The sequence below is a fragment of the Ureibacillus manganicus DSM 26584 genome (genome assembly GCF_000772945.1).
GTDB lineage: Bacteria > Bacillota > Bacilli > Bacillales_A > Planococcaceae > Ureibacillus > Ureibacillus manganicus.
This window is the reverse complement of sequence record NZ_JPVN01000005.1, coordinates 112,084-135,314: the sequence shown is the minus strand read 5'-3', so window position 1 is coordinate 135,314 and position 23,231 is coordinate 112,084. Positions and strand designations below refer to the sequence as shown.

At 34.5% G+C, this 23,231-nt stretch carries 23 protein-coding genes and 1 riboswitch; of the genes, 20 read left to right on the top strand and 3 right to left on the bottom strand.

Annotation, left to right across the window (positions count from 1 at the left end; all coding sequences use genetic code 11):
- Positions 1 to 385 precede the first annotated feature (385 nt).
- Positions 386 to 558, top strand: a riboswitch (FMN riboswitch).
- Between the two features lie 270 nt (positions 559 to 828).
- From CD29_RS05470 to CD29_RS19570, 7 genes are all read left to right on the top strand, one after another.
- Positions 829 to 1,413 (top strand): ECF transporter S component, encoded by a 585-nt coding sequence (locus CD29_RS05470; protein ID WP_036183859.1) that lies wholly within the window; start codon positions 829 to 831, stop codon positions 1,411 to 1,413.
- 138 nt (positions 1,414 to 1,551) lie between these two features.
- The gene (kynU, locus tag CD29_RS05465) at positions 1,552 to 2,832 is read left to right on the top strand and encodes a kynureninase (RefSeq protein ID WP_235801784.1); all 1,281 of its coding nucleotides are present in this window, start codon (positions 1,552 to 1,554) and stop codon (positions 2,830 to 2,832) included.
- 24 nt (positions 2,833 to 2,856) lie between these two features.
- Positions 2,857 to 3,714 carry a tryptophan 2,3-dioxygenase gene (kynA, locus tag CD29_RS05460; RefSeq protein WP_036183855.1) on the top strand — a complete coding sequence of 286 codons (858 nt, stop codon included), beginning with the start codon at positions 2,857 to 2,859 and terminating at the stop codon, positions 3,712 to 3,714.
- Positions 3,715 to 3,738: 24 nt separating this feature from the next.
- Complete coding sequence (gene kynB / locus CD29_RS05455) at positions 3,739 to 4,371, top strand: arylformamidase (protein ID WP_036183853.1); 633 nt, start codon at positions 3,739 to 3,741, stop codon at positions 4,369 to 4,371.
- A gap of 256 nt (positions 4,372 to 4,627) precedes the next feature.
- Positions 4,628 to 5,017, top strand: coding sequence for a MerR family transcriptional regulator (locus CD29_RS05450; protein WP_036183851.1), 390 nt, complete (start codon positions 4,628 to 4,630; stop codon positions 5,015 to 5,017).
- A gap of 44 nt (positions 5,018 to 5,061) precedes the next feature.
- On the top strand, positions 5,062 to 6,396 hold the full coding sequence (gene glnA / locus CD29_RS05445) for a type I glutamate--ammonia ligase (RefSeq protein ID WP_036183849.1): 1,335 nt from the start codon (positions 5,062 to 5,064) through the stop codon (positions 6,394 to 6,396).
- A gap of 165 nt (positions 6,397 to 6,561) precedes the next feature.
- Positions 6,562 to 7,287, top strand: coding sequence for a TlpA disulfide reductase family protein (locus tag CD29_RS19570; RefSeq protein WP_052124013.1), 726 nt, complete (start codon positions 6,562 to 6,564; stop codon positions 7,285 to 7,287).
- Between the two features lie 246 nt (positions 7,288 to 7,533).
- On the opposite strand, the gene CD29_RS05435 is transcribed toward CD29_RS19570, so the two are convergent.
- A complete protein-coding gene (locus CD29_RS05435) occupies positions 7,534 to 8,310 on the bottom strand; it encodes an enoyl-ACP reductase FabI (RefSeq protein WP_036183847.1) in 777 nt (258 codons plus the stop codon).
- Between the two features lie 127 nt (positions 8,311 to 8,437).
- On the opposite strand from CD29_RS05435, the gene CD29_RS05430 reads away from it, so the two are divergent.
- Positions 8,438 to 9,106, top strand: a complete 669-nt coding sequence (locus CD29_RS05430; RefSeq protein ID WP_036183845.1) for a DUF1129 family protein — start codon at positions 8,438 to 8,440, stop codon at positions 9,104 to 9,106.
- A 28-nt stretch (positions 9,107 to 9,134) separates the two neighbouring features.
- Here the strand turns inward: CD29_RS05430 and CD29_RS05425 are convergent, their stop codons facing one another.
- Entirely contained in the window at positions 9,135 to 9,383 is a 249-nt protein-coding gene (locus CD29_RS05425; protein ID WP_036183843.1) for a ferredoxin, read from the bottom strand.
- A gap of 104 nt (positions 9,384 to 9,487) precedes the next feature.
- On the opposite strand from CD29_RS05425, the gene CD29_RS05420 reads away from it, so the two are divergent.
- The 5 genes from CD29_RS05420 to CD29_RS05400 all read left to right on the top strand — a co-directional run bounded on the left by CD29_RS05420 (position 9,488) and on the right by CD29_RS05400 (position 14,621).
- Entirely contained in the window at positions 9,488 to 10,534 is a 1,047-nt protein-coding gene (locus CD29_RS05420) for a helix-turn-helix domain-containing protein (RefSeq protein ID WP_036183842.1), read from the top strand.
- Positions 10,525 to 11,976 (top strand): RecQ family ATP-dependent DNA helicase, encoded by a 1,452-nt coding sequence (locus tag CD29_RS05415; RefSeq protein ID WP_036183839.1) that lies wholly within the window; start codon positions 10,525 to 10,527, stop codon positions 11,974 to 11,976. Before CD29_RS05420 ends, CD29_RS05415 begins: the two co-directional genes overlap by 10 nt.
- Positions 11,977 to 12,089: 113 nt before the next feature.
- Positions 12,090 to 12,698: a LysM peptidoglycan-binding domain-containing protein gene (locus CD29_RS05410; RefSeq protein WP_036183837.1), complete on the top strand. Its 609-nt coding sequence runs from the start codon at positions 12,090 to 12,092 to the stop codon at positions 12,696 to 12,698.
- A 138-nt stretch (positions 12,699 to 12,836) separates the two neighbouring features.
- Entirely contained in the window at positions 12,837 to 13,589 is a 753-nt protein-coding gene (locus tag CD29_RS05405; protein ID WP_036183835.1) for a metallophosphoesterase, read from the top strand.
- A 63-nt stretch (positions 13,590 to 13,652) separates the two neighbouring features.
- A complete protein-coding gene (locus CD29_RS05400; RefSeq protein ID WP_036183833.1) occupies positions 13,653 to 14,621 on the top strand; it encodes a YpdA family putative bacillithiol disulfide reductase in 969 nt (322 codons plus the stop codon).
- Between the two features lie 136 nt (positions 14,622 to 14,757).
- On the opposite strand, the gene CD29_RS05395 is transcribed toward CD29_RS05400, so the two are convergent.
- Positions 14,758 to 15,729, bottom strand: coding sequence for an asparaginase (locus CD29_RS05395; protein WP_036183832.1), 972 nt, complete (start codon positions 15,727 to 15,729; stop codon positions 14,758 to 14,760).
- 88 nt (positions 15,730 to 15,817) lie between these two features.
- On the opposite strand from CD29_RS05395, the gene prsW reads away from it, so the two are divergent.
- The 7 genes from prsW (at position 15,818) to CD29_RS05360 (ending at position 23,176) form a co-directional block, all read left to right on the top strand.
- Positions 15,818 to 16,495 carry a glutamic-type intramembrane protease PrsW gene (gene prsW / locus CD29_RS05390; RefSeq protein ID WP_036183830.1) on the top strand — a complete coding sequence of 226 codons (678 nt, stop codon included), beginning with the start codon at positions 15,818 to 15,820 and terminating at the stop codon, positions 16,493 to 16,495.
- Between the two features lie 106 nt (positions 16,496 to 16,601).
- Positions 16,602 to 17,408 (top strand): spore cortex-lytic enzyme, encoded by an 807-nt coding sequence (sleB, locus tag CD29_RS05385; RefSeq protein WP_036184089.1) that lies wholly within the window; start codon positions 16,602 to 16,604, stop codon positions 17,406 to 17,408.
- 12 nt (positions 17,409 to 17,420) lie between these two features.
- Positions 17,421 to 18,701: a PepSY1/2 domain-containing protein gene (locus CD29_RS05380; RefSeq protein WP_036183828.1), complete on the top strand. Its 1,281-nt coding sequence runs from the start codon at positions 17,421 to 17,423 to the stop codon at positions 18,699 to 18,701.
- An 87-nt stretch (positions 18,702 to 18,788) separates the two neighbouring features.
- Positions 18,789 to 19,445: a flagellar brake protein gene (locus tag CD29_RS05375; RefSeq protein ID WP_036183826.1), complete on the top strand. Its 657-nt coding sequence runs from the start codon at positions 18,789 to 18,791 to the stop codon at positions 19,443 to 19,445.
- 194 nt (positions 19,446 to 19,639) lie between these two features.
- Positions 19,640 to 20,314 carry a (d)CMP kinase gene (gene cmk / locus CD29_RS05370; protein ID WP_036183823.1) on the top strand — a complete coding sequence of 225 codons (675 nt, stop codon included), beginning with the start codon at positions 19,640 to 19,642 and terminating at the stop codon, positions 20,312 to 20,314.
- A 190-nt stretch (positions 20,315 to 20,504) separates the two neighbouring features.
- On the top strand, positions 20,505 to 21,644 hold the full coding sequence (gene rpsA, locus CD29_RS05365; RefSeq protein WP_036183821.1) for a 30S ribosomal protein S1: 1,140 nt from the start codon (positions 20,505 to 20,507) through the stop codon (positions 21,642 to 21,644).
- 791 nt (positions 21,645 to 22,435) lie between these two features.
- Positions 22,436 to 23,176, top strand: a complete 741-nt coding sequence (locus CD29_RS05360; protein ID WP_036183818.1) for a hypothetical protein — start codon at positions 22,436 to 22,438, stop codon at positions 23,174 to 23,176.
- The last annotated feature ends 55 nt before the right edge of the window (positions 23,177 to 23,231 follow it).

Sequence of the window (23,231 nt, the reverse complement as noted above, 5' to 3'; positions counted from 1 at the left end):
CTAAAGAATCCAGGAAGAATTGTCTCATAGAGCCGTTCTATGAGACAAAACACTATAGAATTTAGGGAGAATTGTCTCATAGAGTCGTTCTACGAGACAAATAGGTAAAGAAACTTAAAAGAATGTACCATAGACGTGTTCAACAAATCAGAATATATTTAAAAAACAAAAATTGTCTAATATAACTTCTCCATTTGCCACAAACTGACCATACAATACCCTCAACGCCTTCTTTCCCACGATCAACTACACATTGTCCTTGCCAACCCAAGCAAATCCCTAAACAACTTCACATGACTAATGTAAATATCTCGAATTCAAACAATTATCTTTACAGATGCCCAGAAACAAGATATAATGAATTCGTAATATTAAATTAAATATGATTCATCTTCGGGGCAGGGTGAAATTCCCGATCGGCGGTAATAGAAGTTTGCAATTCTGACCATTCAATTGGAGGACTATGCAAAATAACTTCTTAAGCCCGCGAGCTTGTTTAGAGCAGGATTTGGTGCGATTCCAAAGCCGACAGTATAGTCTGGATGGGAGAAGGTGAAGGTACGGTCGTCTTTCGTGTACTTTAATGAAAGGTAACTGTATGTTTAAGTATTTTTGTGTAAATTTTCCACACAACTATGCTTATTTAAGTATATCTAAACTCCAGTTTAGGTTACTTTTAACATGCAAATTACCCGAATAGACGTTTATTAAACTATACCTATTCTCCCTTATGCGCTTCTTTGCATAAGGGTTTTTCATTTTAGAAAACGAAAAGTGAGACTGTCCTTTCTTCTTGCGAGTTGAATCAGCAAAGAGGAGAGATTATCTATGCGTAATCAAAACATGAAGTTGCGTTCATACGTAACAATTGGAATGTTAAGTAGCATTGCATTTGTATTGATGCTAATTAAATTCCCACTACCAGGTTTCCCAGTATTTTTACAAATTGATTTTAGTGATGTGCCACCTTTAATCGCGGCAATTACAATGGGACCTATTGCGGGTATTACTGTTGAATTCTTTAAAAACCTATTAGACTGGATTTTCTCAGGTACTCCAACAGGAATACCTGTAGGACATATGGCAAATTTTGCTACAGGTGTTCTATTTATTCTACCAGTTTATTATATTTATAAAAAATTTACTTCGTTAAAAGGATTGGCATTTGGACTTGTTGTTGGGACAGTAACGATGTCAGTTGGCATGAGTATCTTAAATTATATTGCATTCCTACCTATGTACACTTACCTATTAGGATGGGGAACTTTCGATATGAAAGAGACAATTATTTTAGGGATTTTACCATTTAATGTTATTAAAGGAATTCTATTAATGTTTGTAGCATTAGTATTATTCCGTACAATGAAAACATGGATTGAAAATCAAAGAGCTCAATACTTATTACAAAAATAAAAATGATTAAATAAAAAGGTCGCCTCTTGAAAGAGAGCGACCTTTTTTGCATATATAAACCTTAAGTATAAATCTTGTATACTTCTACTCGATAAAATTTGTTTCAATTTAAAACTCTTAACAATGGTGGTGTTGATCGTGAATGTTAATCAGTTTGCTCGAAGTTTTGCAGAACATTTGGATTCTAAGGATCCTCTGAAAAAATATAAAGCGGAATTTTATGTGAAAGACAATGTTTATTATTTGGATGGAAACTCGTTAGGTATCTTATCGAAACGCTCCGAACAAACCGTACTCACTATTTTAAATTCTTGGAAGGAATATGGAATAGATGGCTGGACTAAGGGTGAATATCCGTGGTTTTATTTCTCGGAAAAACTTGCAGAAAAATCTGCTCCGTTAGTTGGTGCGAAGCCAGAAGAAGTAATACTGACAGGTTCAACTACTAGTAATTTACATCAATTATTAGCTACTTTCTATAAACCGCAAAACATTAGAACAAAGATTTTAGCGGATGAATTAAATTTCCCATCAGATTTATATGCTATTAAAAGTCAAATTGCTTTAAGAGGTTTAAAGACGGAAGACCATTTAGTCTTAGTTAAGAGTAAGGACGGCCATACATTACTGGAAGATGAAATAATTGAAGGAATGAAAGAAGATGTTGCTGTCGTCATTTTGCCTTCAGTTTTATATCGCAGTGGTCAAGTGCTAGATATGAAAAAATTGACAGACGCTGCTCACGAGCGTGGTATCATCATTGGATTTGATTTATGTCATTCAATAGGAGCGATACCTCATGCTCTACATGAAACAGGTGTGGATTTTGCATTTTGGTGTAATTATAAACATTTAAATGGGGGCCCGGGTGCTGTAGGAGGACTTTTTGTTCACGAAAAACATTTAGGAAAGATTCCGGGGTTATTAGGTTGGTTTGGATCTGAAAAATCTAAACAATTTAACTTGGAAACTGAGATGACACCTTCGACAACTGCTGGGGCTTATCAATTAGGGACACCGCATATATTAAGTTTAGCCCCGTTGTTTGGTTCACTTGAACTATTTAATGAGGTCGGGATAGATGCAATCAGGGAGAAGTCTTTAAAGCTAACAGGCTATATGATGAATTTAATTGATCATAAGTTGAGAGGGTTTGACTTTACATTTGGAAATCCAATTGGAGAATCTTCCCGTGGCGGACATATTTACTTGGTACATGAGGAAGCAGCACGTATTTGTAAAGCATTAAAGAAGGAAAGAGTTATTCCTGATTTCCGAATGCCAAACGGGATTCGGCTTGCACCTGTAGCGCTATACTCCTCTTTCACTGACGTTTGGGAAACGGTGCAAATTTTATATTCTATAATGGAAAAACAAACATATAAACTATTTGATAACCAGAGGGATGTTATCGCGTAACGATGCCAAGAAGGGGGATATTTCGTGGAGGACTACTCCATTTCTGAGCTACAAGAAAAACTTAAGGGCGAAAAAGGGATTCATACGGATTTTGAGAACGAAATGACATACGGTGAATATTTAAGTCTAGATCAAATTTTAGAAAGTCAAAAATTATTATCAGATCACCATGATGAAATGCTTTTCATTATTATTCATCAAGTGAGTGAGTTATGGATGAAATTGATTTTACATGAAATGAAAAGTGCGATTATAGCCATAAAGCAAAACAAAATGCAACCGGCATTCAAGATGCTTTCTCGTGTTTCAAAAATACAAACTCAAATCATACAAGCTTGGGACGTACTTGCGACGATGACACCATCTGAATATTTAGAGTTTCGCCATAAACTCGGTAAGGCTTCAGGGTTTCAATCATATCAATATCGCCAAATAGAATTTGCTTTAGGGTATAAAACAAAACATATTTTAAAAATCTATCAAAAGGATTTAGAGCTTACAAAAACCCTAGAACAAGCACTGAATTCTCCGAGTATATATGATGTTGCCATTCAAGCATTGGCAAGAGAAGGACTTCCGATTAATAAAGATTTACTCACTCGAGATTTCAGTATCACTTATTCTGGGGATGAATCTGTTGCAGCCGCCTGGAAACAAGTCTATTTAAATGTAGACCGATATTGGAATCTCTATCAGTTAGGGGAAAAGTTAGTAGATATTGAAGATTGGTTACAGCAATGGCGATTTAGACATATGAAAACAGTTGAACGAATAATAGGATTTAAAGTAGGAACGGGTGGATCATCTGGTGTAAATTATTTGAAAAAAGTACTAGATCACCGTTTCTTCCCTGAACTTTGGGATTTACGAACAAGTTTATAAGGATTATTGAGAATAGGTGATGAAATGGCAAAGAAATGGATAGACATTACGCAACCTTTCACAAATACGATTGCTACTTGGCCTGGGGATACACCTTTTACTTTTGACTTAGCTTATACTAAGTATGAAACGGGTTCCGTTAATATTGGGAGGTTTACAACGAGTACTCATACAGGAACCCATGCGGATGCTCCTTTTCATTTTGATGATAATACACCAACCGTTGACCAGTTGGATATCAATGTGTTTATAGGGACTGCATTGGTGGTTGATTTAAGCAATAAGATGGAGCTTTGTAGTGAAGATTTCAAAGATATCGATTTAAGGGGAGCTAAGCGAATACTGTTAAAACTTCATCAAGAAGTGAATTTTGAAGAATTTCCAGAGTTAGTTCCAATCATACATCCTGACATTGCCCCATTTCTTAAAGAAAAGGGTGTTGTGTTATTGGGTGTTGATTGTCCATCGGTAGATGCGCTCGATAGTAAATCATTAAATACACACCATTCACTATACAATAATGGTATTTATATCATTGAAAATCTAGTGCTACAAAACATAACACCTGGTTTCTATGAATTTATCGGTTTACCACTTAATATTGTAGGTGCGGATGCCGCTCCGGTTCGCGCGGTTATTAGTAAAATTGACGATTAGTATTTTTCACATGAAATATAAATTAAGATAAAAACACGCATTCACGATATGTGAACGCGTGTTTTTTTATGTGTTAATGTAACGAGATGTTACATGTAGTTTGCAATTTAATCAATATGCCAATAATTATTTCCATTTTTTTCATCTAATTATGAGATGGTTAGTATCTAAAATTTGTATGTTATATTTTATAACATGATATTGATTTGAAACATAACATGAAATAAAATAAAAACATGTAAGGGAGGAGATGTTAATGAGTCGAGAGTATCGAAGATCGATGCCGTTACTCCCAATGAGCATGGTTATGCAATTAACGGAGTTATCTGCAAGACAAATTCGATATTATGAAGAACACAATCTGATTGAACCAGTACGTTCAGAAGGGAATCGCAGAATGTTTTCGTTAGATGATGTTGATTCATTACTTGAAATTCGAGAACTTCTTGAACAAGGAATTAACATGGCTGGAATCAAAAAAGTTTTCGATATGAAAACAAATCGTGTAAACAAACCTAACATCTTATCGATATCAGATTCAGAACTCCGCACAATTTTACGCGATGAAATGCAACAGGCACGCATTATGAAGAAAACATCTCTGCGCCAAGGTGATTTAACACGATTTACACAAAAAGGTAAGTAGGTAGATTAATAGGTTAAATAATTTGAATATTAGGAGTGATTGGAATGAGTAAGTATACTAAAGAAGATGTAAAACAAATCGTTAAGGAAAAAGGTGTAAAATTTATTCGACTACAATTTACAGATATACTTGGTACGATTAAAAATGTTGAAATTCCGTTAAGTCAATTAGATAAAGCATTAGACAATAAAATGATGTTTGATGGATCATCAATTGAAGGTTTTGTTCGTATTGAGGAATCAGATATGTATTTGAAGCCGGATTTAGATACTTTTGTAATTTTCCCCTGGACTGCTGAAAAAGGGAAAGTTGCCCGCTTAATATGCGATGTGACAAATCCTGATGGTACTCCATTTGCTGGTGATCCACGCTCTAACTTAAAAAGGGTGTTAAAAAATATGGAAGAGCTAGGGTTTACTAGCTTCAACTTAGGACCTGAGCCAGAATTCTTCTTATTTAAATTAGATGAAAAGGGCGAGCCGACGATGGAATTGAACGATTCAGGTGGTTACTTCGATTTGGCTCCAACCGATCTTGGAGAAAACTGTCGCCGAGATATCGTATTAGAACTTGAAGAAATGGGCTTTGAAGTCGAAGCTTCCCACCATGAAGTTGCACCAGGTCAGCACGAAATTGACTTTAAATATGCCAATGCTGTGGAAGCATGTGATAATATCCAAACATTCAAATTAGTTGTAAAAACTATTGCCCGAAAACACGGTTTGCACGCGACATTTATGCCAAAACCATTATTTGGAGTGAACGGTTCTGGGATGCACGCAAATCTTTCATTATTTAGTGGCAACAAAAACGCATTCTGGGATGAACATGCGGATTTACAATTATCAGAAACGGCTCGTCAATTTATGGCTGGCGTTATGAAACATGCACGTGGTTTTACTGCGGTGACGAATCCATTAGTGAACTCTTATAAACGGCTAGTACCAGGTTATGAGGCCCCATGTTATATCGCTTGGTCAGCACGCAACCGTTCGCCGTTAATCCGTATTCCTGCATCACGTGGCTTATCAACTCGTATTGAACTACGCTCGGTAGACCCGTCAGCAAATCCTTATTTAGCGATGGCAGTTATCTTGGAAGCTGGTTTAGATGGAATCCGTAACGGATTAACTCCTCCTGCAGCAGTCGATCGCAATATTTATGTTATGAGTGCAGCAGAACTGAAAGAGAATGGAATTGCTAACTTACCAGGATCGCTAGCAGAAGCGTTATCAGAATTAGAGAAAGATGAAGTGATTAAAGGGGCGTTAGGTGAGCATATTTACTCTAACTTCAAGGAAGCAAAAGAGATTGAGTTTGATATGTTTAGAATCGCTGTACATCCTTGGGAGCGCGAACAGTATATTCAAATGTATTAAAACGTGCAGGGTACTAATTAGATTACAGTATGTAAGGTGCTAGATTTTTTTCTAGCATCTTTTTCATTTGTTTTTATCGATTCTCTTAAAAAACTATTTTTCATGATGTGAGATTCAGGACATATATTGAATACAGTAAGAATGTTTATAAAAGGAGGGGAATCCTTGTATAAAAAACGGCTGAATTTCATACTAGTTGGAGTTCTATTGTTTGCTCTCATTTGGACCATCTATTCAAATCTTTTTCAGGTAGAAAAAACTAGTAATCAAACAATTGCTATAGGTAGTCACGAAATCGAACTTGCTGAAGATAGTAATTCCGAAATAACTGAGCATGACCAAATTGAGAATAACGACCAGGAAGACAATGAGCCTCATAATCATGAGGAACATGAACATGATGCTAATTTAATAGAAAACCATTACACTCATGACGGTCATCTGCATGAAGAATATACAACTGAAGTAGTAAATATGAACAAATCTGCGCACGCCTTCATTACGAAAACGTTAGATGGTGAAACAGTACAACTATCAGACTTTTTAGGGAAGAAAGTAATACTAAACTTTTGGACAACGTGGTGTCCTCCTTGCCAAGAAGAAGTACCTGAACTGCAGAAATTTTACGAAGAAACTATGAATCATGATGAGGTTGTTTTACTTGGTTTAAATATAACGAAGGATGATCTTGGGATTGATGTAATTCATCAGTTTCGAGAATATTATGGAATTACGTATCCAATATTGTTAGATGAGAATAGGGAAATAACAGATAAGTATGAAATTTTAACAATCCCAACAACTTACATTATTGATGAAAATGGAAATCTCGAAAAGCAAATCATAGGACCACTTACAAATGATATGTTAATTAAGTTAATGAAAGAGTAACTCTTTTAAACTTGTGTATATGGAGCCCTTTAGAAAACACGGTTTAGTTGTGAAAGAAGATGCCGATATTGTTGTGATGAAAATTAAGTAGACTTATTGGAGCTAAAAATGTTAGGGAATCCGCCGAGATTGATGAGAAATCCGCCAATAAATCTGGGAAATCCGTCAATAGACCAAAATAAATCAGCCAAACCAACATAAAAACAGCACCTTCCACTTTAGATACAGTGAAAGGTGCTCATATTTTTATCCCATAATATTGTAGCCAGAGTCTACATAGATGATTTCTCCAGTTACACCGCTTGAAAGGTTACTTAACATAACCATTGTCATATTTGCAACTTCTTCTGAAGTTACGTTTCGTTTTAATGGTGATTTTTCTTCGATCATATGAAGGATTGTGTTGAAGCTTGGAACACCCTTTGCAGCTAATGTGCGGATAGCACCAGCTGAAATAGCATTTACACGAATTCCTTCAGCACCTAAATCGTATGCTAAATAGCGAGTTGAAGCTTCAAGTGCAGCTTTTGCAACACCCATTACGTTGTATCCTTCTAATACACGTTCAGCCCCTAAATAAGTCATCGTAACAATTGAACCGCCCTCTGACATGTAAGGACGAGCAGCTTTTGCCACAGCAACTAAAGAATAAGCGCTTGTATCTTGTGCAAATGCATAGCCATCACGAGTTGTTTCAACAAAACGATTGTGTAAATCTTCAGCATTTGCAAAAGCTACAGAGTGAACGATTCCGTGAATTGCTCCATATTTTTCGCCGATTTCACTAAATGCGTTAGCAATGCTTTCATCACTGTTCACATCACATTGAACTACATCTGTGTTATATTCTGTGTAATCAGCCAAAACTTTGTCAATTTTACCTTTCGAACGTTCTTTACGATATGTAAAAATGACATTCGCCCCAACTTCTAATAGTTTCTTTGCAACGCCCCAAGCAATGCTTCGTTCGTTTGCTACTCCCATCACTACGATGTTTTTATCTTTCAATTGTAAAACGTCCATTTAGATTCGGCCCCTTTATAATTCGTATTATATCAGTTATTAGTACCAACTACTAAAAATGATTTTATCAGTTAATCCTGTAAATATCAATAGAATTATAGTACCTTTAAGTTGGAGGGATGCAACGATGCTAACAGTAAAACAAATTATTAAACAAAATAATGAAAAACGTAAATTATTAACTACTGAAAATGAAAAGTATTATGCAGATTTGCTTTTATACACGAGAATGAAATTTTTTAAAAATGAGAGAGTTACTGAAGAAGTGTTGTTAAGCTTGTTGGATCAGCTTTTGGAGGCCCAACAAGAAGGGAAGTCTGCAGAAGAATTATTTGGTAGGTCGTCGAAACAGTTGGCAGATCAAGTGATTCAGTCATTACCAAAGGAGAGTGGTAAAAGTATAGCTGAATTTGGATTAGAAATTATTTTTACTTTGTTTGGATGGTTCTTAATCTTGTGGGGAATCTGGCCAGCTGTAAAGAAAGAAGATCCTACCATTCAACTTGGTTCCCTTGCTGTTTCTGCCGTACTACTTATAGCAAGTCTTCTACTATTAGTCTATGTAGTTATTAAAATCGTAAGAAATTCCACTATTTCTGATAAAAAGAAGAAGGAATTGTCAACGCGTTTTTTTGGAACGCTAGTGGTAGTTCTTTTTGCGGCTGGATTCCTAATTAACTTCTTCATGGAACCATTCGGACCAGAAATGACGATTTCTTATTACACTCCATTTGGATTAGGATGTTTTTTGCTACTTGCGAGTTATATTTTAAAAAAATATCGAGAAGTAAAATAAAAAGGACATGGAAAGCCATGTCCTATTATTATTCAAATTTTAATGCATCTCCGTCAAATGACTCATCCGCTACTTTAATAGAGTCTGTTGGACAGCCTTCAAAAGCGTCTTGCATATCCTCTAGTAGATCTTCTGGAACTTCTGTAGTCCCCATGTTATCATCTAAAATAACGAAGGCAATTCCTTCATCGTCATAATCATAAATATCTGGGGCCGCAGCACCGCAAGCGCCACAAGCAATACATGTATCTTTATCTACAATTGTAAATTTTGGCATCTCTTTCTCTCCTTTTTCCATCTGCTGCATAAGAGCACACTTTTCATTCTAAATCGGTTTAATCGACTTTTCAACATAATACTACAATTTTGGAGTGGTTGATTTTGATATTTCAAACTTTAGTCTTAAATTTACTCGCAACATTTAATGGAGAACGGACCGTTTCAGCAGTCTATCATTTGTTGCGTGGAAAGCGGTCTGGACAGACAATTCAAGACGTTGGAATATTTGGTTTACATAGTTATTTTGGAATTTTACCAAAACTACAAAGAAGGCAATTTGATGAACAAATAAATAATTTATCAAATCAACATTACATATCTATTTTGCCAGAAAATCGTTATAGGATTACAGAAACAGGATATTCTTTTTTAAAACAATCTATGAAACTTTCATTTGATGGATGGCATTATCGAGGAAATGAACATATCTTTTTTGCCCGACTGTCACTAATTGTTCAAACATTATCTTACCTCAGCGACGGAAATATGAAGTTCATACCTATTCAACAAAATGATGATATTCAATTATGGGTAAAATCTTATTTAAAAACACAACAATATCAAAACGGTCATTTACAACAAAAGCTTTTGAATGAAATAGTTGCAAGTTTAGAGAAGGTGAAAAACGAAGAAAGAGAAAAGTCAATCGTTATAAAAAGATTAAGTGGTGTAAATCAACCAGGATTTACTTGGCAACAGATTAGCATTCATGAAAAATTAACTGAAATGGATGTTCAGTTACTATACATCTCATGTATACACCATTGGCTTAATGAAATTACATTTAGTGAGGAAAACTATCCATTACTATCAAAAATAGCAGAACGAGTCCGCATTGAAATGACATTAACTGAATCAGCAAACCAGACAGCTCAACTTTTCAAAAAGGGCTATTCTATTGATGAAATAAGTATGATTAGGAATCTGAAAACTAGTACGATTGAAGATCATATTGTAGAACTAGCAATGAACGACCGCAAATTTCCTATTGTAAAATTTTTAACAGAAGAAGAAACGAATAGCGTATTACGTACAATTGACGATTACCAAACAAAAAAGTTAAAAGTATTGCATGAAGTTTTACCGAATTTGTCTTATTTTCAATTACGACTTGTTTTAGCAAGAGGTGACTCAAATTCATGGAATTAGAAGATATATTATATCGACATTTTGGCTATCATTCCTTTCGACCGGGCCAAAAGGAAGTGATTGAGCAAATCGTTGTTGGAAGAGACGTGATTGCTCTATTGCCTACAGGGATGGGGAAGTCATTATGTTATCAATTACCAGGCTATGTTTTTAATGGAACTGTTTTGATCGTATCTCCGTTATTATCTTTAATGCAAGACCAGGTAACACAAATGAAACAATTTGGTGAAAAACGAGTGGTCGCTTTAAATTCTTTTTTAACATTTCAGCAAAAGCAATATGCTTTAAATTACTTACATCAGTATCGATTTATATTCATTTCACCTGAAATGTTGTTACAAAAACAGGTGTATGAGCGGCTGAATGAAGTGAATTTATCTTTGGTTGTAGTGGATGAAGCACATTGTATTTCTCAATGGGGATTTGACTTCCGACCTGATTACTTGCGGATAGGTGAGCTTTTCCATGGTGTAAATAGGCCACCGATATTAGCATTATCTGCCACAGCAACAAATAAAGTTCTTGGTGACATTCAGAACTATTTAAAAATGGACGAGCCTTTTCATTATATTCATTCAGTTGACCGAAAGAATATTCATCTATCTAGACGACAATTTCAGCGCCAAGAAGACAAAGTAGACTGGATTATTGAGCATGTATTAGAAACTGAAGGCCCAGGCATTATTTATACACAGTCGCGAACAAAAGCTGAGAACATTAGTAATCGACTAATTCAAGTGGGGGTTCAAGCAGCAAGTTATCATGCAGGAAAAGAATCAGTGGATCGACAATTTATCCAGCAACAATTTATAGAAGGATCCATTCAGTGGATTGTTGCGACAAATGCATTTGGAATGGGTGTGCATAAAAGTGATGTTCGACAAGTTATTCATCATAGTTTGCCTTCCAATATAGCAAATTATATGCAGGAAATCGGAAGGGCAGGTAGAGATGGAAAGGATTCGCTAGCCATTTTGCTATATGAAGATGGTGACGAAAATTTTGCAAAAATGCTAGCGACTGATGATTTACCAACAGACCATCATATAGCACTCTATGAAAATTACCGTTTTAAAAATGAAAATCCATTCATCATGTTTCAAAATGGTGAAATCTCTGAAACTGCCTTTCGAGTACTAGATTATTGGATGAATGAACAGCCAACTGATGAAGTTCAACGATTGTTACATAAAATGCGAATCGAAAAAATGCAAGCTGTTGATGAAATGATGGAAATTGTACAAACAAAGGACTGTATGAGAAATGTACTCGTACATTATTTTGGGCAACAGTTAACTGAACGACCAAATAACTGTTGTGAATGCTGCGGTATAATTGTAAAAGAGATCATTGAACCTCGTAAATTACATGAAATTTCCACTAAACCTGACTCATGGAAAGATAGAATTCAGAGCATATTAATTGGGAGAAAAAATAAATGATGAAACTTTTTCTTCTAAAATTCGACATAATCTATGAAAATTGCATTTACATGCATTTACAATTACATTGAATTTCGTCATAATATGATAATGGAAGCGTCGGAGGTGGAAAAATGAGTAAAAAGGATTATAGAGAAAAAATTGAACAACATCGTCAATCTATAGATGTAGAAAAACCTAACTCCAGACAGTCACGCTCTCGTTATGGAAAAAATAAAAAGCCTAGACGTAGAGATCCTTTAATGACAATATTAACTGTTATTTTTATTTTCATACCACTTGTAGTACTAGTGTACATATGGGGATTCTATACACCAACAACTCCAAGTAAAGCTCAGGGTAACGAAGAAACACTAGAATATGAGAAGAATGATAAACTAGAAGAAGATGAAACTACTATTGATGAGCCTGTTTTAATAGATGACACGGTAGATGAAAATAAAGAGGAAGATGACTTGTCTGAAAATGACAATCGAAATTCAAATGAAGTCGATCAATCAAATGATAAACAGAGTACAAATAAAGATACATCATCTGCTGAAACATCAACTGAAAAAGAGAAAAAAGATGAACAAATTTCAAATGGAAAGCATAAAGTAGAAACTGGAGATACTCTTTACAAAATTGCTAATGAAAGAAATACAACCGTTGATGCAATTATGGAAGCAAACGGTATGCAAACTCCAGATATCCAAGTGGGACAAACATTAATAATTCCATAATATGTGAACAGATTATTTTATTTCTAATTATTAATCGTTTACAATATATTTCATATAATAGGTACAAAAATTGTATTTTTAAGACGATGGTATAAAAACTGCATCGTCTTTTTTCTTGTCGTGAAAGGGGTGGGCTTCTTGATTTATATCTTTTTTTTAGTACTTCTTTGCGTTGCAATTGTACTATTTATGGTGAAGGAAGCTTTTGAAAATAACGTTTTATATCATGAATTTCAGTTGAATGGAATTGAAGGAAACATCACTTTATTTTTCATTTCTGATATACATGTACGAAAAATTGATAAAAAAATGATTCAAAATATCTCTACTAAAGTGGATGCGGTTATTGTTGGTGGTGATCTTGCTGATAAGAGAACATCTATTAATCGGATTTACGACAATTTGAAATTGTTAGGTTCATTAGGCCCAACTTATTTTGTATGGGGGAATAATGATCGAGAAGTAGGAGAGGCTAGGCTACGCGAAATTTTTGCAAAAACCGGTGTTCAAGTGATTGAAAACAATGCTATTTTATTGAACGATCATTATAAAATATGGTTGAGTGCTGTTGATTTTACATCGGATGTAGGGGGTGATGTTGAAAAAACCTTCAAGATCGTTCCTAAAGATGAGCTCAATTTTTTTATTTCTCATAATCCTCAAATATTTCCCGAGATCCAAAAGAGATTTAAAGTGGATCTTTTAATGGGTGGACATTTGCACGGAGGACAAATAAGATTAGGACCGTTTGGTATTCATCCACAGGGATCATTTTCTATTAAAAATGGTGTTCCGACTTTGATTAGTAACGGATATGGAACTACGTTATTACCTTTCCGATTCGGTGCGAAACCAGAATGTCACATAATTGACGTAAAATTTAAAGGGTAAATTTTAAACGAACTGGAAACTTCGAGATATAATAGTACTAGGTTCGTTTAAGGAGATGTCAGTATGAAAAGGAAAGACGCGATTATCGTTGGTGGAGGTCCTTGTGGTCTATCGGCTGCCATCGAATTGCAAAATATTGGATTACAACCAATTATTATTGAAAAAGGGAATGTCGTAAATGCCCTCTATCATTATCCGACACACCAAACATTTTTTAGTACGAGTGAAAAATTAGCAATCGGTGATGTTCCATTTATCATTGAGGAACGAAAACCACGGAGAAATCAAGCGCTCGTTTATTACCGTGAAGTGGTGAAGATGAAAAATCTTCAAGTTCATCGATTTGAAAAAGTTCTTCATGTTACGAAGCTTGAAGATGGAAATTTTCATGTAAAGTCAGATAAAGATGAATATGTAACACCTTATGTTGTAATTGCAACAGGGTATTATGATCAGCCTAACTTTATGAATATCCCCGGTGAAGACCTATCAAAAGTTTTCCATTATTTCAAAGAGGCACATCCATTTTTTGATACAGATGTTTTAGTCATAGGTGGGAAAAATTCTGCTGTGGATGCTGCATTGGAACTAAATAAGGCGGGGGCCAGAGTGACAGTTTCTTATAGGGGAAGTCAGTACTCACCAAGTGTAAAACCTTGGATATTACCTGAATTTGATGCTCTCGTACGAAATGAAGAAATCAAAATGCTGTTTAACAGCAATGTGTTACAAATTGCTGAAAATGAAGTGACATTGTTAGTTGATGGAGAGGAAAAAATAATCCATAATGATTTTGTTTTTGCGATGACTGGCTATCATCCGGATCATCACTTCATACAATCAATGGGTGTTGGAATAGATCAAGAAACGGGTCGACCAATATATAATCCAGAAACAATGGAAACAAATGTAGAAAATTTATTCATTGCTGGAGTGCTAGCTGCAGGAAACAATGCAAATGAAATCTTTATCGAAAACGGAAAGTTTCATGGTGGATTTATTGCGAATTGTATTGTGAATAAAGAGAAATGAAATAGCGGCGGGTGAACGCCGCTATTTTACTTTAGATAAGGCTAAGATTAAATTGGCCATCTATGTCAGTTAATAACGGAATGTATTTCGAGTTTGATACATAGATTGGATAATTGCTCCCATTATTAAATAAAAATTAATTAAAAAACTCTTTCAAATCAACAGGACTGTTCACCTGATTCAACCCAATCAACAACTTTAGTCGGGCTTTTTGTCCGCTAATTCCAGTTGCAAAGATTACACCTAAATCCTCAAGCATTTTACCACCACCATGATAGCCATAAACCGGTTCAGCAATTCCGTTAAAGCATCTTGAAACAAGGACAACAGGAATTTTAGCTTCAATTAATTTTTGAATGCCATCTACAACTTTTGGAGGTACATTTCCTTGACCTAATCCCTCTAGGACAACACCGTCATATTTAAGTTGAAAAATAGATTCTAACAAATCTCCCTCCATGCCAGCATATACTTTCAACATTGCGACTCTTTTCTCTAAGGAGTTTACTTCAACGTATCTTCTTTTTATTGGCGATTGGTGGATATGAACTAATTTTTTTGTAATTAAACCAATTGGACCATATTGTGGACTTTGAAAAGTGTTTACACTAGAAGTAGAAGTTTTCGTAATGTTAAATGCTTGATGGATTTCATCATTCATCACGACGAGAACACCTTTCTTCCGTGCGTCTTCACTACACGCAACACGAACAGCCTCTACTAAATTATAGACTCCATCAGCACCTAGTTCATTGGAAGATCTCATTGCACCTGTGATTACAATTGGTAAATCATAATTTGTTGTTAAATCTAGAAAATAGGCAGTTTCTTCTAAAGTATCTGTTCCGTGTGTAATAACGACACCATCAACTTGATTTGCTTTTATAGATTCAACGAGCAAATTTTTGAGTTGAAGCATTTCATAAGGTGTTATGTGTGGTGATGGTAGGTTAAATGCTTCTACTTCAATTATGTTAGCGTACTTCTCTAGATTACTACTTAAGCCCATTATCGGGTTTGAATCGGATGTTGTGACCGACCCGGTTTCATTATTTATTTGCATTGAAATTGTCCCACCGGTATGTACTAATAAAATGTTTTTTTTCATTTTTAAATTCTCCTTTAAATTCGCTTTATAAGCAAGTTTACATGTTATAATAATTTTAGAGTTTAGACTGTAAAAGGAGCAAATCGACATGTTTATAATATTGTCTGCTGCGATAGCTCCAGGCCTCGCGTTGTTCAGTTATTTCTACCTTCGTAATCAAATGTCAACAGAACCGCGAAGAACCCTGTTTCAAGCATTCATCTATGGGGCATTTATCACCTTTCCAATAATGTTTATTCAATATGTTTTACAAGAAGAAGGTGTTTTTGCTAGTCCATTTATAGCGAACGTCTTATTTTCAAGTACAATTGAAGAATTTTTTAAATGGCTTGTTATTTTTGTAGTTATTTATGGCCATGTTGAATTTGATGATCCGTATGATGGTATACTGTATGGTGCAAGTGTTTCTTTAGGATTCGCTACAGTTGAGAATGTACTATACTTACTATCATTTGGTATTGATACTGCTTTTATGAGAGCCATATTACCAGTAAGTAGTCATGCATTATATGGTGTGTTAATGGGTTATTACTTTGGGAAAAGTAAATTTGCGAAAAATGATAAAGCGACGGAATATTTACTACTAGCATTTTTGGCACCATTAATATTACATCTTATTTATAATACGATTTTATCATTTGAAGATTACTGGGTATACCTTGTTGCTCCATTTATGTTATTTTTATGGTGGTTAGCATTAAATAAAGTGAAACTTGCGCACCAACATTTAGTAGAACACCTAATAGAACAAAAAAAATACAATTAACGGTTCAAGAAATCAATCATTGGATTTCTTGGACCGTTTTTCTATTTACAACGTATAAAACATTCTCTTTTTTACATGCTATGAGAAAGGAGTGAATTATATGGTAATGGTAAGAAGCATACTTATTACTTTTGTATTAGTACTTGGAATTGCTTCATCTATTGATCAAACAAAAGAAGCTCATGCTTTCTCAGGGCGTCTCTTAGAGCGCGGTTCTTCTGGTGATGACGTAATAGAATTACAAGCTAGATTACAATGGGTAGGTTTTTATAATGGGAAAATTGATGGAATTTTCGGCTATGGAACTTACTGGGCATTACGTAATTTCCAAGAACAATGGGGTCTAGATGTTGATGGGATTATGGGGCAAAAAACTAGAGACACATTAGTAAGAGCAAGTAAATTTAATCGTGATTGGGTTCACAAACAAATTGCCCAAGGTAACCAGTTTACCCACTATGGAAATACCCCTTTAGAACAACAAACAAAAGCCGGAAGAGGCACTAATGGTGGACAAGGGCAAAATAATGCATCTACTGTTCAATTGCCAGTTAAATATTCAGAACGTGATTTACAATTAATGGCTAATGCTGTTTATGGGGAGTCTCGTGGAGAACCTTATGAAGGACAAGTTGCAGTGGCTGCGGTTATTTTAAATCGATTAGAATCACCTGATTTTCCAAATACAATCTCAGAAATTATTTTCCAACCTGGTGCATTTACCGCAGTAGCAGATGGTCAAATTTGGTTAACACCAAATGATAGAGCAAAACAAGCCGTCCTAGATGCTATGAATGGTTGGGACCCATCGGAAAATGCGCTCTATTACTTTAATCCAGTTACTGCAACAAGTAAATGGATTTGGTCAAGACCACAAATTAAGCAAATCGGTGAACATATATTCTGCTACTAAAGGAGGGATCACATGAAAAATGCAGTCTATTTGTTATCAATAGCTGTTCTTGCACTTGGATTATATTCGTTTGAAGTTAGGAATGAAAACAAACTGTTAGAAAGAACGGTACATGCACAATATACAAACGCATTAACAAGTGCGTCTGAAACATTATCAACTCTTCAAACTTCTGTCAACCAGTCGCTATTATTCCAGGATCAAAATGCACTTAATAAAGAACTGGACAATATTTGGCGACTGAGTGACCAATTAAGAGCTTCCTTAAGTGGGTTACCATTAAACAGGGAGGTAGCTAATAATTGGATGAAATACATTGGTAGTATCGGTGAAGAAGCAAGATTAGCTGCTGAAAAAGGAAACTATGAAGCTTGGCATGAAAAAATGGGTGTTGTAGGGTCGAATCTAAGAAACTTATCAAATGAATGGGAAGTTGCTACTTCTAGATATTTCGAAAATGATGGAGATTTCTCGAAGTGGCAACGAGTGTTAAATAATGAAACAGAACAAGATCAATTTGCAAATGTTGCTTCAAATTTAAAAACGTATTCTGAAACAGATTTCCCTTTAACAGCAAGTGAATCTGATTGGTTGAAGAAAAGAGAACTACAAAACTTAGATGATAAGGAAATTACAAAAGAGCAAGCAATCGATGTTTTAGAATTACTAATACCTAATATTAAAGATGCTGCCTATACAGTGACAAAAAGTAAAGACACTGCACCATACCCGTTTTATCATATTCAATTTGTAAAAGGTAGTCGTATCGGATATGCAGACATTACTGTTAAGGGTGGCCATATTTTATCCTTCTTATCTGAGCGTCCTGTGCAAGAAGAACGTAATATTTCAGAACAGGATATCCGTGATTTAACTTATCAATTTATGAGAAATGCCGGCTACGAGGATGTAGAAATTATAGAGTTCAGAGAAAATCATCAAGTATATCATATTGCAACAGCACGAGTTTACGGTGAAGCATTTGTTTATCCTGATGGAATTCAGCTAAAAGTTTCAAAGGCTAGTGGAGAATTATTAGGATTAAATGCAATGGAGTATGTACAAAAAGAAACAATAAAAGAACAACCAGTAAAGGCAATTGACTGGAACAAATTCTTCCGCCCAGGAACATTCGTAGAAGAAGAAAGAATGATCTATACTGAAAATGATTTATTTGAATTACGATTATGTTATGAAGTAATTGCTCGTTACGATAACGAATTAAACGAAACATTTAGAGTTGTAGTAGATGCTGAAACTCATGAAGTTATTAAGGTAGAATATATGCGTTAATTGAATGTCATTTGAGAAATATAGAAAATATAAACATTTCGTGCAATAATAGATTATATATTATTATTGCACGAGGTGGAGATTTATTTGGAGATTAAAATTGGAACAGAGCTAACTTTGGAACCGATACCTGCTCTAGAAGACTTTGAAAGATTCCATTGTAAACTAGTTGAGCAGACGGATCGTATCCTTTATATCGATTATCCAGTTAATAGTTTAACAAAAAAAACTGCCTTTTTAGTAGATGGTTCTCAGTTTCGTGTAACTTTTGTCAGTGGACAAGATAAAAGTTATGCTTTCAATACCGAAGTTATAGGTCGTAAAATGACTAATATTCCAATGATTATGTTAACACTTCCTCCAGATGATGAATTTATTAAAATTCAGCGAAGAGAGTTTGTTCGTGTGAAAACGACCATCGATGTCGCTGTTGAATTCGATCGTCAAACTTTTCAGTTCGTAACACATGATATTAGTGCTGGAGGTCTAGCACTCAATCTTAATAGAAATGTACCTTTTAAAGATGGTGATCAAATTCACTTAACAATTGTATTACCATTTTCAAATGGAGACATTCGATATGTTCAGACAAAGGCAGCGTTCATCCGAACTTTTGAAAAAGGTGTGGATAAACTAGCTTCTATTCAGTTTATAGAGACTTCTGATTTAGCAAAACAACAAATACTACGCTTCTGTTTTGAAAGACAATTGATGAACCGTAGGAATGAAATGAAAATTATGTAGGATTCAAAAAATTCGATGAATTATAGAATATCAAAAGGATACGTTTAACATTTCCCCATTTGCTTAAAAGCCCTATATGATATGGGCTTTTTCTTTTGTCACTTCAAAATTATTTTATTGTTTTAAAAAGTATAATACGAGAAAATGCGCCAACACCTATGGTAAAATGTTGCTTGGAAAGTAGGGATATTACTATGTCAAAACAAATACAAATTGCTATTGACGGTCCTGCAGGGGCTGGAAAAAGTACGATTGCAAAAATTGTAGCAGAAAACCTTGGCTTTACATACATCGATACTGGAGCAATGTATCGAGCAGTTACGTATAAAGCAATAAATGAAAACATAGAATTAAACAATGCAGAAGCATTAGAATCGATGCTTTTAAAGACCGTGATTGACTTAAAACCATCGAAAAGTGGACAACTTGTCTTTTTAGATGGAAAGGACGTTACAAATTTAATCCGTTCAAACGAAGTAACTGCAAATGTCTCACAAGTTTCAGCACACCCAAATATTCGTGAAATACTAGTGAAAAAACAACAAGAATTAGCATCTAATGGTGGAATCGTAATGGATGGCCGTGATATCGCTACTCATGTTTTAACTGAGGCAGAACTTAAAATCTTCATGTCAGCTTCTGTTGAAGAACGAGCAAAGAGACGATTTATTGATAATGAAAAGCGCGGCATACCTTCGAATATGGATACTTTAATTCAAGAAATTTCTTTAAGAGACAAGCTAGATAGTGAGAGAGAAGCATCTCCATTAGTTCAAGCAGAGGATGCAATCTATCTTGATACAACGGAACTATCAATCGAACAAGCAGCAGATGCAATTTTAAAATTAGCAAATGAAAAAATGGAATAATTTTAAGAGTTGAACGTATTTTCATTATATAGATACATTTTTTAAAAATAGAAAAATATAAGTGAAATAAAGGGTAATTGATTAAATATTTAGAAATAACCAAGTTTTTCTAAAAAAAAAGGAATATTTTTTGTCTTTATAGAAGTTTTTTAATAAAATAGAAATTGGAAGATGCGAAGGAGGGTTACATATGTCTGAAGAAATGAACGTGAAAGTAGACCAGGATTTTCGAGAAGGAGATATTGTGAAAGGTGTTGCTGCGAGAGTTGAAGATAAAGCAGTAACTGTTTCAATAGAGGGTGCACCGTTTGACGGGATTGTACCGATCAGCGAACTCTCTAGTTTGCATATTGAAAAAGCCTCTGATGTTGTATCAGTAGGTGATGAGTTAGAGTTAATCATCACGAAAGTCGAAGAAGAAAATTTCGTTTTATCAAAAAGAAAAGTTGATGCAATAAAAGCGTGGGATAAGCTAGAAGCGCAATTTGCAACAGGAGAAATTTTTGATGCTGAGGTAAAGGATGTTGTAAGAGGTGGCCTTGTCGTTGATCTAGGTGTACGTGGTTTCGTTCCTGCATCTCTAGTTGAAGATTATTTTGTTGAAGACTTTGAAGACTATAAAGGCAAAACATTAAGCTTTAAAATAACAGAACTTGATAAAGATAAAGGAAGACTTATCTTATCTCATCGTGCTGTAGTTGAAGAACAAAAAAATTCTAAGAAAAAACAAGTTCTTACAGGTATTAAAGAAGGCGATGTACTTGATGGTACAGTACAACGTATTGCACCATTTGGGGCTTTCGTTGATATCGGTGGTATCGATGGTCTTGTGCATATCTCACAAGTATCCCATGATCATGTTGAAGACGTAAATTCAGTTCTAACAAAAGGTCAAGCTGTTAAAGTGAAAGTACTTTCGGTAGACCCTGAGAGTGAAAGAATTTCTTTATCTATAAAAGATACACTTCCAGGACCATGGTCAAACATTGAAGAACGTGTTACAAAAGGATCTGTATTAACAGGGACTGTAAAACGTTTAGTGTCATTTGGTGCTTTTGTAGAGGTTTTCCCAGGAATTGAGGGTCTTGTGCATATCTCTCAAATCTCTCACAAACACATCAATACACCACATGAAGTGTTAAAAGATGGCCAAGAAGTACAAGTGAAAGTCCTTGATGTTAATGGTGCAGAAAAACGTCTATCACTTACGATTAAAGAACTTCTAGAAAATCCTGAGAAGGAAGAAGAATTCGACTACGAATTACCTGAAGAAACATCTGGATTCTCACTAAGTGAAGTAATCGGTGATCGTTTAAAGGGCTTTAAATAAATAATAATGAATAATCTATTGAACAGGTGTGTCTTAGTGCATACCTGTTTTTTTTGTATTCACTCACTCCAAAAGAAAATTTCGTACTTTCCCGAAATTGAAATACGACATAACTGAAATTAAGCGAAAGTTGCACTTATTTTTGAATATGTCGTGTAGAGATTCCGTCACTTAAGGAATTTCAAGATATTAAAGGAACCGCGTTCTGAAAAAAAGAACGGCTTTATTTTAACAACAAAAATAGAATACGGACCGACCGATTATGGATGAGATCTAACACTTAACGTTTCTATACCCGTAACAACAATAATGAAAATGTGATTTTGTGTCATAATTTGTTTCATGTCTATTTCTTTAAATATGTATATGAAAAAGAGTAACAACATTTTGTAGAAAATAGAAAATGTTGTTACTTTTTTATTTTATATTTTTTCTTTAATATATCGTCTCACTTAAAATTCCATTGGATAAATGGTGTTTATATATTGCTACATAAACCTCTGGAGCATTTTACTATTTAATCGTTCCTCAATAGGCAAAGTCCTCAAAAACTGACACACCATCTCTAAAAACTAAACCTTTGCAGTCAATCAGCGAGTCATGTTCGCTAATTGACTACAAAACCAATTTTACAAAATGGAATTGGCATTTTTATATTAATAATAGAGCATCTCTGGAATAATAGGAATATATTAATTTTAATAAAAATTTAATAAAAATATTATATTAATAGGTCTTTTATGATATATTCATCCAAGTGTTAAACAAATTTATGATAGGAGCACTATTAAATGAGGAAAACTATTAATGTTATTATAATATTTTGTATGTTATCAGCGTTTATACCATTTGGTAATTTTGCGTCAGCAGAAAAATTACCCGATAACTTAACAAATTCAAATAGCTTAAAAAACGATTCTCTAACATCTGAGAATCAAACAAAAAAGAGAATTGAGTTAGAAGAAGAAAGAACAGAGTTTTCCAAAACCTTCGACAATTTAGATGGAACCTTATCAACTGAGATTACTCAAGTTCCACAACATTTTATGAATGAGCAAGGTCAATGGAAAGATATCCAAAATAATTTGGTCAGTAACAATAATGGCGGATATGCAAATAAAGAAAATAAATTTAGCGTTGAATTTGATGAAAAAATCAATAATGAATCAACAGGCTTGAAATTAAAAGAAGATGAATATGAACTAAATCTACAACTAACTAATCTTGTAAATGAATCAGAGGAATCTCTTCAACCTTCAACAGGTATAGTAGAAGATAATCAAATTACTTACTCTGAGATATTTGATGAAATATCCGCAACATATACGGTTGGGGAAAACTTTATTAAGGAAGATATTATTATAGATAATCCTCCAAAAAATGGACTTCCAGAAAAATTTACCTACACATTGGATTTAAACGGATTAACTTATGAAGAAATTGACAATAAAATATATTTGTATGATGCTATTACATCAGAACCGATTTTTATGATTGAAGCCCCTTTTATGTATGATGATTTACACCAGTAAACTTTCAAGCATCAGAAGAAATTCAATCAGTTCCTGAGGAAGCAAAATCATATTC

Bases quoted from the DNA above. Each gene is read 5' to 3' on its own strand.
- CD29_RS05470 (WP_036183859.1), top strand. From the start codon at position 829: ATGCGTAATCAAAACATGAAGTTGCGTTCATACGTAACAATTGGAATG.
- kynB (WP_036183853.1), top strand. From the start codon at position 3,739: ATGGCAAAGAAATGGATAGACATTACGCAACCTTTCACAAATACGATT.
- CD29_RS05450 (WP_036183851.1), top strand. From the start codon at position 4,628: ATGAGTCGAGAGTATCGAAGATCGATGCCGTTACTCCCAATGAGCATG.
- glnA (WP_036183849.1), top strand. From the start codon at position 5,062: ATGAGTAAGTATACTAAAGAAGATGTAAAACAAATCGTTAAGGAAAAA.
- CD29_RS05435 (WP_036183847.1), bottom strand. From the start codon at position 8,310: ATGGACGTTTTACAATTGAAAGATAAAAACATCGTAGTGATGGGAGTA.
- CD29_RS05430 (WP_036183845.1), top strand. From the start codon at position 8,438: ATGCTAACAGTAAAACAAATTATTAAACAAAATAATGAAAAACGTAAA.
- CD29_RS05425 (WP_036183843.1), bottom strand. From the start codon at position 9,383: ATGCCAAAATTTACAATTGTAGATAAAGATACATGTATTGCTTGTGGC.
- CD29_RS05415 (WP_036183839.1), top strand. From the start codon at position 10,525: ATGGAATTAGAAGATATATTATATCGACATTTTGGCTATCATTCCTTT.
- CD29_RS05410 (WP_036183837.1), top strand. From the start codon at position 12,090: ATGAGTAAAAAGGATTATAGAGAAAAAATTGAACAACATCGTCAATCT.
- CD29_RS05400 (WP_036183833.1), top strand. From the start codon at position 13,653: ATGAAAAGGAAAGACGCGATTATCGTTGGTGGAGGTCCTTGTGGTCTA.
- CD29_RS05395 (WP_036183832.1), bottom strand. From the start codon at position 15,729: ATGAAAAAAAACATTTTATTAGTACATACCGGTGGGACAATTTCAATG.
- prsW (WP_036183830.1), top strand. From the start codon at position 15,818: ATGTTTATAATATTGTCTGCTGCGATAGCTCCAGGCCTCGCGTTGTTC.
- sleB (WP_036184089.1), top strand. From the start codon at position 16,602: ATGGTAAGAAGCATACTTATTACTTTTGTATTAGTACTTGGAATTGCT.
- CD29_RS05380 (WP_036183828.1), top strand. From the start codon at position 17,421: ATGAAAAATGCAGTCTATTTGTTATCAATAGCTGTTCTTGCACTTGGA.
- cmk (WP_036183823.1), top strand. From the start codon at position 19,640: ATGTCAAAACAAATACAAATTGCTATTGACGGTCCTGCAGGGGCTGGA.
- rpsA (WP_036183821.1), top strand. From the start codon at position 20,505: ATGTCTGAAGAAATGAACGTGAAAGTAGACCAGGATTTTCGAGAAGGA.
- CD29_RS05360 (WP_036183818.1), top strand. From the start codon at position 22,436: ATGAGGAAAACTATTAATGTTATTATAATATTTTGTATGTTATCAGCG.